Here is a 15,698-nt window from a genome sequence, read left to right on the forward strand (position 1 = left end):
ACCAGCATCAAGCCAGAAACGCTGGAGAGCCGCTCAAGAGGGGCCGGGCGTGCAGCTCACCGCCTTCTGCGCGGCGGGGAGGTACGCCTTGATGAAGGCGGCCAGGGCCTCGCGGCGCTTGGCGACGTCGGAGGTCTTGATCGGCGGGAAGGCCTCGACGACGAAGGTGCTCGGCTTGCCCTGGTAGGTGCACCGGGCGGCGGCGATGACCATCGCGTCCGACACCCACCCCTGATCGCCTGCGTCGATCTTCTGCGGATTGCCCGCGCGGTGCAGCTGATCGCCTTGCTCCTTCATCAGGTCCAGACCCGGCTCGGTCACATCGCCCCTGATGGTCAGGCCGCCCTGCTTGTCCACGGTGACCTCGCAGCGCGGGGCGGCGGGCCGGGACGCGTACGGCGTCTGCTCCAGCTTCTTGCCGGGCGGCAGCAGCGGTTCGAGCAGGGCGGGCTTGACCGGTACGCCGCAGACGTCGCCCGGCACGGCGTAGTCCCGGCCCTGGGCACACCCGGCCGCGCCGATGAGCAGTGCGGCGGCGACCACGGCGCCGGACCGGCGCCTCACTTGGCACCTGCCAGGCCCTTGGCGCGGTCGTTCCCGGTGAGTGCGGCGGAGTTGATCTCCTGCTCCAGGGTGCGCGGCGTGTACGTGTTTCCGGGGTTGGCCTTGGCCCATTCCTCGGAGAGCGACTTCAGCTGGTTCTCGCGGTGCAGGAACGTCTCGCGGTTCTGGTCCTGGATCCCCGCGTCGATGCGGGCCTGCTCGTCCAGCTGCCATTGGTAGGCCAGCGCGTCGACACCGCGCTGCGCGACGTCTCCCACGACGGGAATGAAGTTCGCCGCTGCGCCGAAGCCGTGGTACAGCCACTTCGCGTTCCAGGAGGGGTCTTCCTTGTCCGTCTTGAGCGCCTGGTAGCGGGCTTCCTCCAGAAAGCCGATCGTCCGGCCCCCATCCTGCAGGGTCTCGTTGGGGTCCTTGGGGTGGTCCGCGTAGATGTCCTTGATGATCTCGGTGTTCATGGCCTCGTTGAGCATGCCGTAGGAGGTCTGGTCGCGGGAGATCTGCTTGCTGACCTCCAGCAGGTCCTTCCGGTTGACGAGGCGGGGGTCGTTGGGGTCGTCGGACATGGCGCTCGCCGAGTGGTGGACCACGTCGCTGTGCCGGGACAGGACCTTCGCCATGTCGTCGCGCATCTCGGGCGGGAAGTCGTTCCCCGCCTGCGAGAGGTAGTTCAGCGAGCGGTCCAGCACCTTGCGGTGGTCGGGGGAGAGGTCGACCTGGGGGGCATTGGGGTCGAGCGGGTTCTGGCCCGTCGCGGCCGCGACCAGGGCGTTGCCGGTCGCCTCGCGGGAGGAGTTGCCGTCGTGGCTGTTCAGCGGGGTGTCGTCGAAGACGGGCCGGTCCTTGAGCACGTACTGCGCGTTGTCCGTGGGCTGCGTGGTGTTGAAGAACTCGGTCGCCGCGTCCGGGCTGTTGGCGAGGCCCGTCATGAAGCCGGTCATGGGGTCACGGCCGAAGTCCTCGCCGGTGAAGTTCATCTTCGGCATCGGCGGGACGCCGCCGTTCCAGTAGTGGTCCGGCATCTTCATCTTCTTCTCGGTGGCCACCAGCGCGTTCCCGTAGTCGTTCAGGAAGCGGTTGTCCCAGTCGCCGTTGCGCATCAGGTTGCTCATCAGCTGGAAGCCGTAGACCCGCGTGCCGCGCGTCTGGACGGTCTGGTCGCCCAGCCTGACCATCTCGTCCTCCCAGCTGCGCATGGCCGGGCTGTCGGACTGCGTGGCCCCGGCCAGCGTGAAGCTGAGGTTCTTCTGGAAGTCGCCGAGCTGGTCGAGGCGGGCGCGCTGGAGGGTGCCGCCGTCGGACGGGTCCGAGAGGTCCGCCCAGAAGTCCAGCAGGCCGCGCGGGCCGAGCGTGGTCGCGAACTCCTCCTGGAACAGCCGGTCGTCCTTGTGCGCGGCCAGGTCCTTGTTCAGCTGGTCGAACTCCTCGGGCGTCAGGTCGTCGCCCTTCGTCTTGAGGAGGTTCGCGATCCGCTCCGCGTCCTTGATGGCCGCCGCGGCCACGTCGCGGTTGTAGTAGCTGGCGTCGGAGAAGCCGTACGGGTTCTGGCGGACCAGCATCGTCAGCGCCTGGGCCGCCGTGGTGTCGCTCTCGGTGGCGCGCTGCAGGATCCCCTGGACCTGGTCGCGCAGCGAGATGGCGTCGGCCTCGGTGTGCTCGGGCACGGGGTGGCCCTTGGCCGCGCGGTCGGGGTGGATGTTCATGGTGACCGTGAAGCCGCCGTTTCCGGTGCTCACGACGGTGAGGTTGCGGGCCAGGGCCTGCTCGATGGCGGTGTTCAGCTCGGCCTTGTAGCCGACGAGCTCGCCGTGGGTGTCGCTCAGGATGTTGCGGATGCTGTCCGCTTCGGTCGCGGCGTCCCCGAACTCCTTGGCGGTCTTGCCGATGAACTCCCGGGTGACGGTGGCGTTGACCCCCGCCCAGTTCGCCTTGGCGGCCTTCCCGCCCAGGTCGCCGTGGGCGTCCTCGGCCAGCGTCCGCAGCTTGGTGACCATCGCGGACCAGTCGGAGACGGCCGTGGCGAGTTTGGAGAAGTCCGCGAACCGCAGTGCGTCGAGGTCCATCAGTGCTTCGCCCTTTCCTCGAAGCCCTTGTCGAGCTGTTCGTACTTGAGCTGCGTCGCGATCCAGTACTCGCCGTCGGCGTGCGCCTTCTGCGTGTAGTCGAGGTGGTTGGAGATGTGCGCGCACGCCTCCAGCAGGGTGTTGACCTGCGCGTTCCACGCGTCGGCGACGGTCGAGAGCGCGCCGTGGAGGGCGAAGTCCTTCGTGAGGGACCCGGCCGCCTCGTACGTACTGGCCTTCGCGTGGTCCCCGTCGGTGTCGAGCCGCTGGTGCAGCTTGAACGCCGCGTCGCCGACGGCCGCCAGATCCTGCTGCGTGACGACGAGATCCCCCTGGGGCGCGGGCCCGCCACCGCCGTCGTCGGGGACGTGGTTGAGCCGCATCGACGCCTGCTTGTCGGCTGCCGAGGCGCGCACTTGCGCCCATTCCTGGTCGAACGACATCGGATTCCCCCGTAGAAGGTGACGTCATCGGATCGATCCCGGCCAGGCTAGTACGCGCCGCTGTGGGGTCCCAGGGGCTTTCGTTCCAGTACTGCTACCGCCTCATCGACGCCGTGCGCAGTACGTCGGCCAGCCGGTCCGCGGTGGTGACGTTGCAGTTGCCGAGGCTGATCAGGGGCGGGGTCAGGTAGACGCTGGCGAAGGTCGGCAGGTCGAGCCCGAGGGAGGGCAGCGTGATCCCGTGCGCGGTGAGGGCCTCGCGCAGCCGGATCATGCTGGCGCGGGCGGTGTCGTCGCTGTCGTGGTCGCTCATGGGTGCTCCTGGGGTGGGTGCGGAGTGTGACGAATCCCCTACAGGGTGGAGCGGGTCGGCGTAGCGTGTGAAGCGTTTGGGCTCCACGGCGCGAAGTGTGGAAAGGGCGGGCGTTCATGGCCGCACGCAAGGACCTCGACGGCTCGGCGAGCGTGCCCGCGTTCTACGGCAAGGAGCTGCGCTGGCGGCGGGAGGCGGCCGGGCTCACGCTCCAACAGACCGTGGAGGGAAGCTTTTACGGGGCCACCTACCTGAGCGAGATCGAGCGTGCCCAGCGGCGCATGCCGGAGGATCTGGCGGGTCACGTTGACCGGGTGCTCAAGACCGATGGGTTCTTCTCGCGTCGCTGCGAGGACGTGCGGCGGGCGAAGAGAGGAGCGCACGCGCACTACTTCGCCCCCGTAGTGGAGGCGGAGGTCCGGGCCAGGGTGATCGAGGAGTGGAGCAACGCGCTGATCCCCGGCCTGCTCCAGACGGAGGCGTACGCCCGGGCCGTCATCCACTCCACGCACCCGCTGGACCTGGTGGAAGAGGTCGACGCGAAGGTCCGCGCCCGGATGCAGCGGGCCGTCCTGTTCGACGACCCGAAGCGGCCGGAGTACTGGACGATCCTGCACGAGTGCCTGGTGCGCGACCCGCTGCTGCCGCCGAGCGAGATGGCCGATCAACTCGACCACATCGCCGCCCTGGCGCGTCGACGCCGGATCGTTCCACAGGTCCTGCTGTGGAGTGCGGCCATCCAGCCGTTCTTGGGGCTGCCGCTCATGCTCATGGAGTTCGAGGACGAGCCGCCGCTCGCGTACACGGAGGGTGCGTACCACGGGCAGGTCGTCGACGATCCGGCCCTCGTGAAGCGGTACCGCTCGTCATACGATCGGCTCAGGGCCGCTGCACTGCCGCCGGAAGCGTCCCTCGCCATGATCGAGCGAGCTGCTGAGGAGTACAGGAATGGCAAGCAACGGGACTGAGTTGTGGCGCAAGAGCAGCTACAGCAGCGGCGACGGCGGCAACTGCGTCGAGGTCGCCGACGGCCTCGCCGGGATCGTCCCCGTCCGGGATTCCAAGGTCGAGGGCGGCCCCGTCCTGGTGGTCTCGGCCGCCGCGTGGGCACCCTTTGTGCGCGGGCTCAAGGGCCACTGACCGGAACTCGACGTCAAGGCGGGCCGCCGCCTCGGTAGGCTTCGGCCCATGTACGGCTACGACCAGAACGTGAGCGCGGGGCAGCAGCAGTACGCGCCGCAGCAGCCCCCGCCCCAGCAGGGCTACGGGCAGCCGCCGCTGTACCCCGAGCCCTCGCCGCCCACGCTCGCGGACGCGGTGCGGGCCTTCACGACCGGTCAGCTCGCCGCCGAGGACTTCCAGCAGATCTTCGCGACCTCGAAGGTCTACTGCCCGCGCGGGGACACCCCGGGGTTCCTGGCCCTGCACAACACGCAGCAGCCCGTCATCCCGATGTTCACCACGCTCAAGGAGCTGCGCCGCTACGCCGGCAAGGAGTCCAAGTACTTCATCATCACCGGCGCCGAGGTGATCGACCTGCTGCCCACCGGTTACGGCTTCGTCCTCGACATGGAGGGCGACCACCGGATGGTCTTCGACGCGAAGGCCGTGGAGCAGATGGTCGACTTCGCCATGCGCCGCATGTACGGATAGGGCGAACGCTCAGGGGGGCGCGTACTCAGGGTCCACGTCACCGCCGGGATCTGCTGGGCGTCCGCTTCGCCGCCGAGCCGCTGCCGCTCTTCGAGCCGGCCCTGGCCCCGGTGGCCGCGCAGCGCACCTACGCCCCGGACGTCTTCGGGCGCTGGCGCCACCAGCTCGGATGGGAGCTGCCCTGCGGGACCGGGACCGGGAGTCCTGGGTGCTGCTGGAGGGCGCCCTGCGCGCCGCCCACCGCACCGTGATCGCCCCGCACCGGGCGGCGATCGGCCAGTCCCCACGCCGTTCTCAGGTAATGGGTTTGGTGTCCTGGCTGCCGCCCACGCAGACCCAGCCGGCGGCGACGGAGTCGTACTGCAGGGTGCCTCCGCCGGTCACGCATTGCGGCCCGGTGACGGCGGGTGCGGCAGCCTGTGCGGGGGGTCCCGTGGTGCCGAGAACAGCGAGGACCACGGAGGCGACGAAGCCGAGAAGTCGTGTACGCATGGGAACTCCTGTGAGTGTCAGCGACACCAACTCGTCATGACACCAGCTTCGCCCCGCGCCGCGTCGAGCGCACGCCGTTCCAGGGGCGCCTCCCGCGGGCAAGGGGCAGGCTGGTGGTATGGCGAACACGCCCGAGGTAACCGTAGGGCCGCCTGATGACCTTGGCTGGCGGAAAGTCACGATCGGTCACAAGTCCGCCGGCAAGGTGCGGTCCCCCGGAGAGCTCCAGAGATTCCTGCGACATGCCGGGCTGGAATTCGGGCAGCCCGTCCATTGGCTCGGCGGAGACAGCACGGTCTGGCCGGATCGGGCAGTGCAGCGGCGAACGGTCGGCAGCCTCATGTTCATCGGCTTCCTCTTGACCGCATGTCTGCTCATCAGGGTCGGCTGGACGGACGGCGGTAACGCCCTGACCTTCGGTGAGCGACTCGCGGGATATACCGTGCTGACCGCGGGCCTGGTGGAATTGATTGCCGCAGCGGCCACTATCGATTATTGGCACAAGCGCAGAAGACACTATTCGGGAGTGGTCGTTCTGGCCGGAGTCGCGATCGTCTTCATCGCCAGTTCCTCACTCCTTCTCCTGCAGATCGGCGAGGGTTTCAGCGGCTGGTCCACGATCGGGATCTGCTTCCTCGCCGGGTCCGTGGTGGCCGGGATCGAACTCATCAGGTCGCGGGTGTGGAAGGGCTTCCCCAATCCCCGGAGTGTCGCGATCGGGGCGATCATTCCCACCCTTCTCGCCGGCATCAATCTGGCGTATGCGCAGGTCTATGTTCCCTATGTGACGACCCCGCTGATCGTGAGTGGGGCCGAGTTCAAAGAGGCGAGCATGGACAGCGCGCGGGCGGCGATGGAGGTGACACTCCATGTGTACGTGAAGAATGACGGAAAAATTCCAGTATATGTGCTCGGTAGTATCTACTGGATCCGAGGCGGGCCCGCGAACAACCTTTCCAAGAGTGTATTTTCCTACAAGTCGGTTTATGATGGCGAGTTCGTCATCCCGGCGGGCCGCGAGCTGAACCCGGGGGAAGAGATCTCGCAGGACGTGGTCGTTGAGATCAAGCATCCCGAAAAGGCGAATTATGAGGTGATCGGGGCTCAGACCGAGGTGTATGTGATCAGGAGGGACAGGATGACACTGCCTCCTGAGTACGGGAAGCACCGTGTGGAGGTCAAGGAGTTCAAGAAGGAGGGCAAGCGGGCTGCCGCAGTGCCGGATGATGCGGAATATGTAAATGACTCCCGCATCTCGAACAGCAGTGAGATCCTCAATATAACCCGAGGTCGTCAGCGTATAACGTCGTGGCGGATACCAGGCAATTTGGCGCGCGTGGATGTGGCCATAACGCCGCCGGGTGACACGATCGTCTTCGATCCGCAGCGCCTTGATTTCAGTAAGCGGATTCTTGACCGGTACGGCTTCTCGGAGGTGCGTGGTTCCACGGACTGGACCCCCTTCAAGGGCCTCCTGGAGAAGGCCCGCTCGGTGAAGGGCGGCTCGACCTCGGAGCAGACCCCGGGCCAGACCCCGAGCCAGACCTCGGGCCAGACCCTGGGCCGGTCGACCCCGTGACGTGGGGTGCGCGGTCGGCCCGGCGCGGTCGGCCCGGCGCGGCCCGGCCGGAGGGCCGCCGGCCTCGGGGGAATGGACCCGGGGCCCCTGCTGTTCTGTCAGGCATGGCGGAAAGTTCGAGTTTCAACTAAACTCGACGCCAGAAGGAGGTCCCGACCATGCCTGCAGTGACTGTGGAGAACCCGTTGACGCTCCCCCGCGTCGCCGAGCCCGACCAGGAGACGACCGCCCGCAAGGTGCTGGCCGTCACGACCGCTCCCGGTGGTTTCGAGGGCGAGGGATTCCCGGTGCGCCGCGCGTTCGCCGGGATCAACTACCAGTACCTCGACCCGTTCATCATGATGGACCAGATGGGCGAGGTGGAGTACGCCCCGGGCGAGCCCAAGGGCACCCCGTGGCACCCCCACCGCGGCTTCGAGACCGTCACCTACCTGATCGACGGAACCTTCGTCCACCAGGACAGCAACGGCGGCGGCGGAGTCATCAACGGTGGCGACACCCAGTGGATGACCGCCGGTTCGGGCCTCCTGCACATCGAGGCCCCGCCGGAGTCCCTCGTCGTGTCCGGCGGGCTGTTCCACGGCCTCCAGCTGTGGGTCAACCTCCCGGCCTCCGACAAGATGATGCCCCCGCGCTACCAGGACATCGGCGGCGGCCAGGTCCAGCTGCTCTCCACCCCCGACGGCGGCGCGCTGCTGCGCGTCATCGCCGGTGAGCTGGACGGCCACCAGGGCCCGGGCATCACCCACACCCCCATCACGATGATCCACGCGACCATCACCCCGGGCGCGCAGATCACCCTCCCGTGGCGGGCGGACTTCAACGCCCTCGCGTACGTCATGGCCGGGCGCGGCAGCGTCGGCACCGACCGGCGGCCGGTGCACACCGGGCAGACCGTCGTCTTCGGCGACGGCGGCTCGCTGACGGTCCGGGCGGACGAGGCCCAGGACTCCCACGCCCCCGACCTGGAGGTCGTACTCCTCGGCGGGCTGCCGATCCGGGAGCCGATGGCGCACTACGGGCCGTTCGTGATGAACAGCAAGCACGAGCTGCAGCAGGCCTTCGACGACTTCCAGGCGGGGCGGCTGGGGCGCATCCCCACCACCGCGCGGACGGGTCTGGGCCACCGCGGCGCCGGCGAGGCGAACGACTGACGGGGCGGGACCGGGCGGGCAGGCCGCCGACCGGTCCTGATCACCCTGTCCGATCCTGACGGGCTCCCGGCCGGGAGCCCGTCAGTGCTGTGCGGGGCCGGTGGACTCCGTGGCCCCGGTGGCCCCGGTGGCCTCCGGCCCGTCCGTGTACCGGGCCCGCAGCTCCGACAGCACCCCGAAGGCCGCCGCGGCCAGAGGTACGGCCAGCAGCATGCCCAGCACCCCGGCCACCCCGGCGCCCGCCGTGATCGCCAGCAGCACCACCGCCGGATGCATCTGGACCGTACGGCTCTGGATCATCGGCTGGAGGACATTGCCCTCCAGCACCTGTACGGCGAGCACCACGCCCAGCGTCCAGAGCCCGATCACCCAGCCCCGGTCCGCGAACGCGACCAGGACCGCCACCGCGCCGGAGAAGAACGCGCCGAGGTACGGGACGTACGCGCCGACGAACACCAGCGCGCCCAGCCCCACCGCGCCCGGCACGCCCAGCACCAGCAGGCCGATGGTGATGCACGCGGCGTCGATCAGGGCGATGACGGTGGTGCCGCGCATGAACCCCTCGACCGCCTCGAAGGCGCGGCGGGCCATCGCCTCGACCATGTCCCCGGCGTCGCGCGGCACCAGCGAGCGCAGGCCGTCGGCGGCGCGGTGCGAGTCGCGCAGGAAGAAGAAGACCAGGAACAGCGCGAGCACCGCGGTCGCGAAGGTCTCCCCGACGACGCTGATGCCGTCGATGAAGCCGGAGGCGGCCGTACTGCCGAACTTGGCCAGCAGCTCCTTCGCGTTCTTCGCCAGGTCCGTCAGCGAGGTCCCGGCGGCCTCGAAGTGCCGGGCCAGGGCCTCGCCCGCGCGGCGCAGGGCCGACACGATCTGATCGCCGGTGTCGATGAGCGCGGCGACGACGACGTACGAGGCGCCGCCGACCACCGCCACGATCGCCAGGCAGGTCAGGGCCGCGGCCAGCGACCGGTTCACCTTCATCCGGACCAGGCGGTGGTGTATCGGCCGCAGCAGCGCCGTTCCGAGCAGGGCGAGCATGACGGGCGTCACCGCGGTCTGGAAGATCTGGCACAGCCAGAGGAAGACGGCGACCACACCGGACACGAGGAGGACGACCGCGCACCAGGCGGCCAGCCGCCGGACGGGCTCGGGGAGCAGTGAACTGATCACCGGTCCAGGATCTCAGGGATCTCGGGCCGGGTCGCGGTCACTCCAACGGCTTGGACTGCTCGTTCAGTTCGAACCAGATCGATTTGCCGTCGCCCCGCGGGTCCACGCCCCAGTTGTCCGCCAGCATCTCCATCAGGAGCACGCCGCGCCCGCTGGAGGCCATCTCGCCCGGGTGGCGCTTGTGCGGCAGTTCGTCGCTGGAGTCGGACACCTCCACCCGCAGCCGGCGTTCGCCCAGCTCGCCGACGGCCTCGGCGACGAGCACGGCGTCGCCGTCGGTGTGCATCAGGACGTTGGTGACCATCTCGGAGACCATCAGGACCGCCGAGTCCAGCTGGTCCTCGTCAGCCCAGTCGTGCAGCAGCTCGCGGATCTGCTGCCGGGCGCCCGCGATGCGCTCCGGCTCGGCCTGCGCGACGGTCAGCATCGTGCGGCGGGCGGGCCGGGCGGCGTGCGTGCTCGGGGCGCCGCAGCCGCAGCCGGGCCCCTCGCGGCAGAGCAGGACCACCGCTATGTCGTCCTCGCGCCGGTCGGCGAGCGGGCCGGTGGTGTGGTGCGAGGAGGGGCCGTGGACGGCGGAGACCAGCAGGTCGGCAAGCTTCTCCAGGCTCTCGCCCTCGTGCGCCGCGGAGTGCGTCCCGGATTCCAGGATGGCGCGCAGCCGGGCCCAGCCGGTGTCCAGGTCGTGGCCGCCGGTCTCGATCAGACCGTCCGTGCACAGCATCATCGTCTCGCCGGGTTCCAGGGTGAACCGGGTCGTCGGATAGCCGGTGTCGGCGACGATGCCGAGCGGCAGTCCGCCCGCGGTCGGGCGCATCAGCACCGTGCCGTCCGTCATCCGCACGGCCGGGTCCGGGTGGCCCGCCCGGGCCACCTCCAGCAGGCCCGTCTCCGGGTCGCACTCGACGTACAGGCAGGTCGCGAAGCGCGGACTGAGGTGGTCCTCGTCCTCGTAGGAATCGGCCCGCTCCTCGGACGAGCACAGCCCGGCGAGGAAGCGGGAGGCCCGGGAGAGCACGGCGTCCGGGCGGTGGCCCTCGGAGGCGTAGGCCCGTACCGCGATCCGCAGCTGGCCCATCAGGCCCGCCGCGCGCACGTCGTGGCCCTGTACGTCCCCGATGACCAGGGCGAACCGGCCCGACGGCAGCGGGATCATGTCGTACCAGTCGCCGCCGACCTGGAGGCCGCCGCCGGTCGGGACGTAGCGGGCGGCGATGGTCATGCCCGGGATCTCGGGGCCCAGCTGCGGCATCATCGACCGCTGGAGACCCGCCGTGAGTTCCCGCTCGGAATCGGCCACCCCGGCGCGCTGGAGCGCCTGCGCGAGCATCCGCGCCACCGTGGTGAGCACCGAGCGCTCGTCGGGGGAGAACGACACGGGGTGCTTGAAGGCGGCCATCCAGGCGCCCATGGTGCGCCCCGCGACGATCAGCGGGAGGAAGGCCCAGGAGGTCCGGCCGAAGCGCTGTGCGAGCGGCCAGGTGGCCGGGAAGCGCCGTTTGTAGTCCTCCGGGGTGGGGAGGTAGATCGCCCGGCCGGTACGGACGACCTCCGCGGCCGGATAGTCCGTGTCCATGCGCATGTCCGCGAAGGGACTCTCGTCCCCCACGTCGTGCCCGTGGTGCCCGATGATCGACAGCCGCTCCCCGGCCATCCCGAAGACGGCCAGCCCGTCCGGGCTGAAACCGGGCATCGACAGCGAGGCCGCCACCCGCAGCACCTCGGTCGTGGAGCGGGCCTCGGCCAGCGCGCGGCCCGCGTCCAGCAGGAACGCCTCGCGGGAGCGCCGCCAGTCGCCGGTGATGGCGGTGTGGACGGCCGTGGTGCCCGGCTGGGGCTCGGCGATCTCCTGGATCGTGCCGATCAGCTCGTAGTCGATCCGGCCGTCCGCTCCGACGTTCTCCACCGGTTTGGAGCGGCTGCGTACGGTCCGCATGACGCGCCCGTCCACATCCATGATCCGGAGCCGGGCCTCGGCGAGCGTCCCCTCGGCGACGGCGAGGTTCACGATGCCGTTGATCTCGTTCCAGTCGACCGGGTGGAAGCGGGACCGCACGGCCACCTCGGGCAGGGTGACGGGCTCCGCGGGCAGCCCGAGGAGCCGGGCGGCCTCACCGTCCAGGGTGACCGTTCCGGAGGCGTTGTCCCAGCGCCACAGACCGGTGGCGATCGCCGCCAGGACGTCCTCGGTGCGCATTTAGTCATCTTTACAGGTCATGCCCCGGAGGTGCCCGTTCAAGGGGCCCGCCGACGCGGGCCCACGGGCGTGCCCGGCCTGACGGTAACCTTGGCAGGGTTGATTACCACCCTGCCATCGCGAAGAACTGGATGAACGATGCATCGGTACAGGTCCCACAGCTGCGGCGAGCTGCGCATTTCTGACGTCGGCGCCGACGTCCGGCTGAGCGGCTGGGTGCACAATCGTCGTGACCTGGGCGGCATCCTCTTCATCGACCTGCGCGACCACTACGGTCTGGTCCAGCTCGTCGTGCGCCCCGGCACCGCCGCCAACGAGGTGCTCTCCAGCATCTCCAAGGAGTCGGTCGTCCGCATCGACGGCAAGGTCGTCTCCCGCGGCGAGGACAACCGCAACCCCGAGCTGGGCACCGGTGACATCGAGATCGAGGTCACCGACGTCGAGCTGCTCGGCGCCGCGGGCCCGCTGCCCTTCACGATCAACACCGACGACGGTGTGAACGAGGAGCGGCGCCTGGAATACCGCTTCCTCGACCTGCGCCGCGAGCGCATGCACCGCAACATCATGCTGCGCTCCGCCGTCATCGCCTCCATCCGCTCCAAGATGGTGAACCTCGGCTTCAACGAGATGGCGACCCCGATCCTCACCGCGACCTCCCCCGAGGGCGCCCGTGACTTCGTGGTGCCGTCGCGCCTGAACCCGGGCAAGTTCTACGCCCTGCCGCAGGCGCCGCAGCAGTTCAAGCAGCTGCTGATGATCTCCGGCTTCGACCGCTACTTCCAGATCGCGCCGTGCTTCCGCGACGAGGACGCCCGCGCCGACCGTTCGCCGGGCGAGTTCTACCAGCTCGACGTCGAGATGTCGTTCGTGGAGCAGGAAGACGTCTTCCAGCCGATCGAGAAGCTGATGACGGAGATCTTCACCGAGTTCGGCAAGGGCCGCCCGGTCACCTCGCCGTTCCCGCGGATCCCGTTCCGCGAGTCGATGGTCAAGTACGGCAACGACAAGCCCGACCTGCGCACGACGCTCGAACTGGTCGACATCACCGATGTCTTCGAGGCCTCGGAGTTCAAGGCGTTCGCGGGCAAGCACGTGCGCGCGCTGGCCGTCCCGGACACCGCCGCGCAGTCGCGCAAGTTCTTCGACGGCCTGGGCGAGTACGCGATCTCGCTCGGCGCCAAGGGCCTGGCCTGGGTCCGCGTCGGCGAGGACGGCGCGCTGACCGGCCCGATCGCCAAGTTCCTCACCGAGGAGAACGTCAAGGTCCTCACCGAGCGGCTGGGCCTCGCGGCCGGCCACGCGGTGTTCTTCGGTGCCGGTGAGTTCGACGAGGTCTCCAAGATCATGTCGGGCGTCCGCGTCGAGGCCGCCAAGCGCGCGGGCCAGTTCGAAGAGGACGTCTTCCGCTTCTGCTGGATCGTCGACTTCCCGATGTACGAGAAGGACCCGGACACCGGGAAGATCGACTTCTCCCACAACCCGTTCTCCATGCCGCAGGGCGGCATGAAGGACCTGGAGGAGAAGGACCCGCTCGACATCCTCGCCTGGCAGTACGACATCGTCTGCAACGGCATCGAGCTGTCCTCCGGCGCCATCCGCAACCACGAGCCCGAGCTGATGCTGAAGGCGTTCGCGATCGCGGGTTACGAGGCCGAGACCGTCGAGCGCGAGTTCGCGGGCATGCTGCGGGCGTTCCGCCTGGGCGCCCCGCCGCACGGTGGCATCGCCCCGGGCGTCGACCGCATGGTGATGCTGCTGGCCGACGAGCCGAACATCCGCGAGACGATCGCCTTCCCGCTCAACGGCAACGCCCAGGACCTGATGATGGGCGCGCCCACGGTGCTGGAGGAGAGCCGCCTGCGCGAGCTGAACATCGCGCTGCGCAAGCCGGTGGAGACGAAGGCCGCGCCGTCGGCCGAGACGCTGGTGGCGCCTTCCGCGGCCGAGTAGCAGCCGCCTGCGCCTGGTGTACGAGGACGCCCCCGCCGGATCCGGCGGGGGCGTCCTCGTGTTCCCTGGGGTTGCCCGGGCTTGCCGGGCTTCCCGGACTTACAGGTGGTTCAGGATGCCCTTGAGGAGGGCGGCCGAGGTCAGCTCCTGCGGGGCGGGCCCCGCGTGGAAGAACCCGGCGTTGTCGGCGTCCAGCTTGCGCAGGAAGTCGAAGGCCTTGGCGTCGTGGTCACCGAAGGCCACGAACTGCCAGTGGATGTCGTGGGCGGCGGCCTCGGCGAGCGCCTGGCGGGCGGGGACGCGGTTGTCGGGGGCGCCGTCCGTCTGGAAGACGACCAGGGCCCGGCCCTCGCCGCCGTTCTTCTGGTAGTGCTCGACGACCTGCTCGACGGCCCGGTGGTAGCTCGTCCGCCCCATGCGCCCGAGCGCGGTGTGCTGCGCGTCGACCCAGCCGGTGTGCTCGTCGAGGGTGAGGTCCGCCGTGCCGTCGATGTCGGTGGAGAAGAAGACGGTGTGCACGGTGGCGTCGGCGTCGAGGTGCGCGGCCAGGGCCAGGACGTGGTCGGCCAGGTACTGGGCGCTGCCGTCCTTGTAGAACGGGCGCATCGAACCGGACCGGTCGAGGACCAGGTAGACACGGGCGCGGGCGTCCGTCTGCCCCTTGGTGCGGAGCACCTGGGCGGCGGCCTTGTACGCGCCCCCGAGCCCGGGGGCCCGGCGGCGCACCTCGGCCACCGCGACGCCGGCGGCGGCCGACTCGGCGGGGTCCGCCTCGGGCGCGGGCTCCGCTTCGGGCGTGGCGGCGGTTTCGAGCGCGGGCTCGGCTGCGGGGTCCGCCTCCGGCGTGGGGGCGGGCTCGGGTTCCGCGGCTGCGGCTGCGGCTGCGGCGACGGGGCGGGCACGGGGTGCGCGCTTGGGCTTCGGTGCGGTTTCGGTCGCTGCCGCGACGGGCTCGGGCTGCGCCTCGGGCGCGGGCTCGGTCTCGGGCGCGGTTGCCGCGATGGGCTCGGCCACGACGACCGGCTGAGCCTGCGGCTCGGCTGCCGCCGTGGCGATGGGCTGCGGTTCCGCTTCGGCCGCCGGGGCGGTCTCGGTCGCTGCCGCGACGGGCTCGGGCTGCGCCTCGGGCGCGGGCTCGGCTTCGGTCACGGCTGCCGCGAGGGGCTCGGCCACGACGGCTGGCTGGGCCTGCGGCTCGGCTGCCGCCTCGGCGGGCTGCGGTTCCGCTTCGGCCGTCGGGGCGGTCTCGGTCGCCGCCGCGACGGGCTCGGGCTGCGCCTCGGGCGCGGGCTCGGTCTCGGGCGCGGTTGCCGCGATGGGCTCGGCCGCGACGGCCGGCTGAGCCTGCGGCTCCGCTGCTTCCGCCTCGGCGGCCGGGAGTTCCGGCTCCGTTGCGGACTCCGCCTCCGGCGCGACGGCCTCGGCCTGCGGCTCGGCTGCCGCGACGGCCTCGGGCTGCGGTTCCGCTTCGGCCTCGGGGGCCGCGACCGCGGTCACGGGCTCCGCCGCTGCGGGCTCGGGCTCGGGCTCGGCCTCCGCTTCCGCGGCGACGGGCTGCTCAGGGGCAGCCACGGGCTCGGGCTCGGCGGCAGCCGGGGGCTGCGCCTCCGGCCCGGGGTCGGACACGGTGGGGCCGGCGCCGGCGCCATGGCGGCGGGCTTCCGGGACCGTGGGGTCCTGGGTGGGCGCCGCGGGCGGGGTCGGGGCGGTCATCACCGCGCCGGCACCGCCGTCGCGCGGGGTGGACTGCGGGGGGACCGTAGGGCTGTCGAAGGACGCCGCCACCAGTTCCGCCGCCGCGTCCAGGGGGGTCCGTTCGGCCCCCTGGGAGGGGACGGCGGCCTGCGGGGCGCCGGCGGTGGTGTCCGCCGAGGCCTCCTGGACCGGCTCCGGGGAACGGCCGAACACCTTGCGGAACAAGCTCCGAATACCCATGGGCGAGGCCTTTCACATGAGTGCGTGCGTCATTTGTCCGTGCTGTGGGGAAGATCCCTGCCCAGAGTGGACACGTAAGGTTATCGGCCCCTTGGCTGGAACATCGGCAGGGGCACCCTTCGCGTCGCCCGCCGCCCCCGCACGCCGCCCACCAGGGTGAACTCCCCTTCCCGCGGCCCCCGTTC

14 protein-coding genes are annotated in these 15,698 nt (G+C 70.3%); 6 read left to right on the forward strand and 8 right to left on the reverse strand.

Translation table 11 applies throughout. The annotated features are described in order from the left end of the window. Positions 1-33: 33 nt before the first annotated feature. From ABT084_RS22265 to ABT084_RS22280, 4 genes are all read right to left on the reverse strand, one after another. On the reverse strand, positions 34-564 hold the full coding sequence (locus ABT084_RS22265; RefSeq protein ID WP_351046576.1) for a hypothetical protein: 531 nt from the start codon (positions 562-564) through the stop codon (positions 34-36). Further along, the gene (locus ABT084_RS22270) at positions 561-2,624 is read right to left on the reverse strand and encodes a hypothetical protein (RefSeq protein WP_351046579.1); all 2,064 of its coding nucleotides are present in this window, start codon (positions 2,622-2,624) and stop codon (positions 561-563) included. The genes ABT084_RS22265 and ABT084_RS22270 overlap by 4 nt, the downstream gene beginning before the upstream one ends. Then, positions 2,624-3,067, reverse strand: a complete 444-nt coding sequence (locus tag ABT084_RS22275) for a hypothetical protein (protein ID WP_351046582.1) — start codon at positions 3,065-3,067, stop codon at positions 2,624-2,626. Before ABT084_RS22275 ends, ABT084_RS22270 begins: the two co-directional genes overlap by 1 nt. 94 nt (positions 3,068-3,161) lie before the next feature. Further along, positions 3,162-3,380 (reverse strand): hypothetical protein, encoded by a 219-nt coding sequence (locus ABT084_RS22280; RefSeq protein WP_351046584.1) that lies wholly within the window; start codon positions 3,378-3,380, stop codon positions 3,162-3,164. 116 nt (positions 3,381-3,496) lie between these two features. Here ABT084_RS22280 and ABT084_RS22285 point away from each other — a divergent pair, with 116 nt between their 5' ends. The 3 genes from ABT084_RS22285 to ABT084_RS22295 are packed head-to-tail and all read left to right on the forward strand — an operon-like array spanning position 3,497 to position 5,033. Beyond that, on the forward strand, positions 3,497-4,348 hold the full coding sequence (locus ABT084_RS22285) for a DUF5753 domain-containing protein (protein ID WP_351046587.1): 852 nt from the start codon (positions 3,497-3,499) through the stop codon (positions 4,346-4,348). Beyond that, positions 4,329-4,520, forward strand: a complete 192-nt coding sequence (locus tag ABT084_RS22290) for a DUF397 domain-containing protein (protein WP_351046590.1) — start codon at positions 4,329-4,331, stop codon at positions 4,518-4,520. Before ABT084_RS22285 ends, ABT084_RS22290 begins: the two co-directional genes overlap by 20 nt. Before the next feature lie 48 nt (positions 4,521-4,568). Continuing rightward, positions 4,569-5,033 carry an SseB family protein gene (locus ABT084_RS22295; protein WP_351046593.1) on the forward strand — a complete coding sequence of 155 codons (465 nt, stop codon included), beginning with the start codon at positions 4,569-4,571 and terminating at the stop codon, positions 5,031-5,033. A 294-nt stretch (positions 5,034-5,327) separates the two neighbouring features. Here the strand turns inward: ABT084_RS22295 and ABT084_RS22300 are convergent, their stop codons facing one another. Further along, positions 5,328-5,525 (reverse strand): hypothetical protein, encoded by a 198-nt coding sequence (locus ABT084_RS22300; protein ID WP_351046596.1) that lies wholly within the window; start codon positions 5,523-5,525, stop codon positions 5,328-5,330. A 118-nt stretch (positions 5,526-5,643) separates the two neighbouring features. Between ABT084_RS22300 and ABT084_RS22305 the strand changes: the two genes are divergently transcribed. Then, on the forward strand, positions 5,644-7,104 hold the full coding sequence (locus tag ABT084_RS22305) for an MFS transporter (protein ID WP_351046599.1): 1,461 nt from the start codon (positions 5,644-5,646) through the stop codon (positions 7,102-7,104). A 158-nt stretch (positions 7,105-7,262) separates the two neighbouring features. Further along, positions 7,263-8,258, forward strand: a complete 996-nt coding sequence (locus ABT084_RS22310) for a pirin family protein (protein WP_351046602.1) — start codon at positions 7,263-7,265, stop codon at positions 8,256-8,258. 81 nt (positions 8,259-8,339) lie between these two features. On the opposite strand, the gene ABT084_RS22315 is transcribed toward ABT084_RS22310, so the two are convergent. Together ABT084_RS22315 and ABT084_RS22320 are read right to left on the reverse strand one after the other, a co-directional pair. Further along, positions 8,340-9,428: an AI-2E family transporter gene (locus tag ABT084_RS22315; RefSeq protein WP_351046684.1), complete on the reverse strand. Its 1,089-nt coding sequence runs from the start codon at positions 9,426-9,428 to the stop codon at positions 8,340-8,342. Positions 9,429-9,468: 40 nt separating this feature from the next. After that, the gene (locus ABT084_RS22320) at positions 9,469-11,628 is read right to left on the reverse strand and encodes a SpoIIE family protein phosphatase (RefSeq protein WP_351046605.1); all 2,160 of its coding nucleotides are present in this window, start codon (positions 11,626-11,628) and stop codon (positions 9,469-9,471) included. Between the two features lie 138 nt (positions 11,629-11,766). Here ABT084_RS22320 and aspS point away from each other — a divergent pair, with 138 nt between their 5' ends. Beyond that, positions 11,767-13,578 (forward strand): aspartate--tRNA ligase, encoded by a 1,812-nt coding sequence (gene aspS / locus ABT084_RS22325; protein ID WP_351046608.1) that lies wholly within the window; start codon positions 11,767-11,769, stop codon positions 13,576-13,578. Between the two features lie 99 nt (positions 13,579-13,677). On the opposite strand, the gene ABT084_RS22330 is transcribed toward aspS, so the two are convergent. Next, complete coding sequence (locus ABT084_RS22330) at positions 13,678-15,513, reverse strand: VWA domain-containing protein (protein WP_351046610.1); 1,836 nt, start codon at positions 15,511-15,513, stop codon at positions 13,678-13,680. Positions 15,514-15,698 lie beyond the last annotated feature (185 nt).

This window comes from Streptomyces sp. NPDC002138 (assembly GCF_040296485.1).
Classification (GTDB): Bacteria; Actinomycetota; Actinomycetes; order Streptomycetales; family Streptomycetaceae; genus Streptomyces.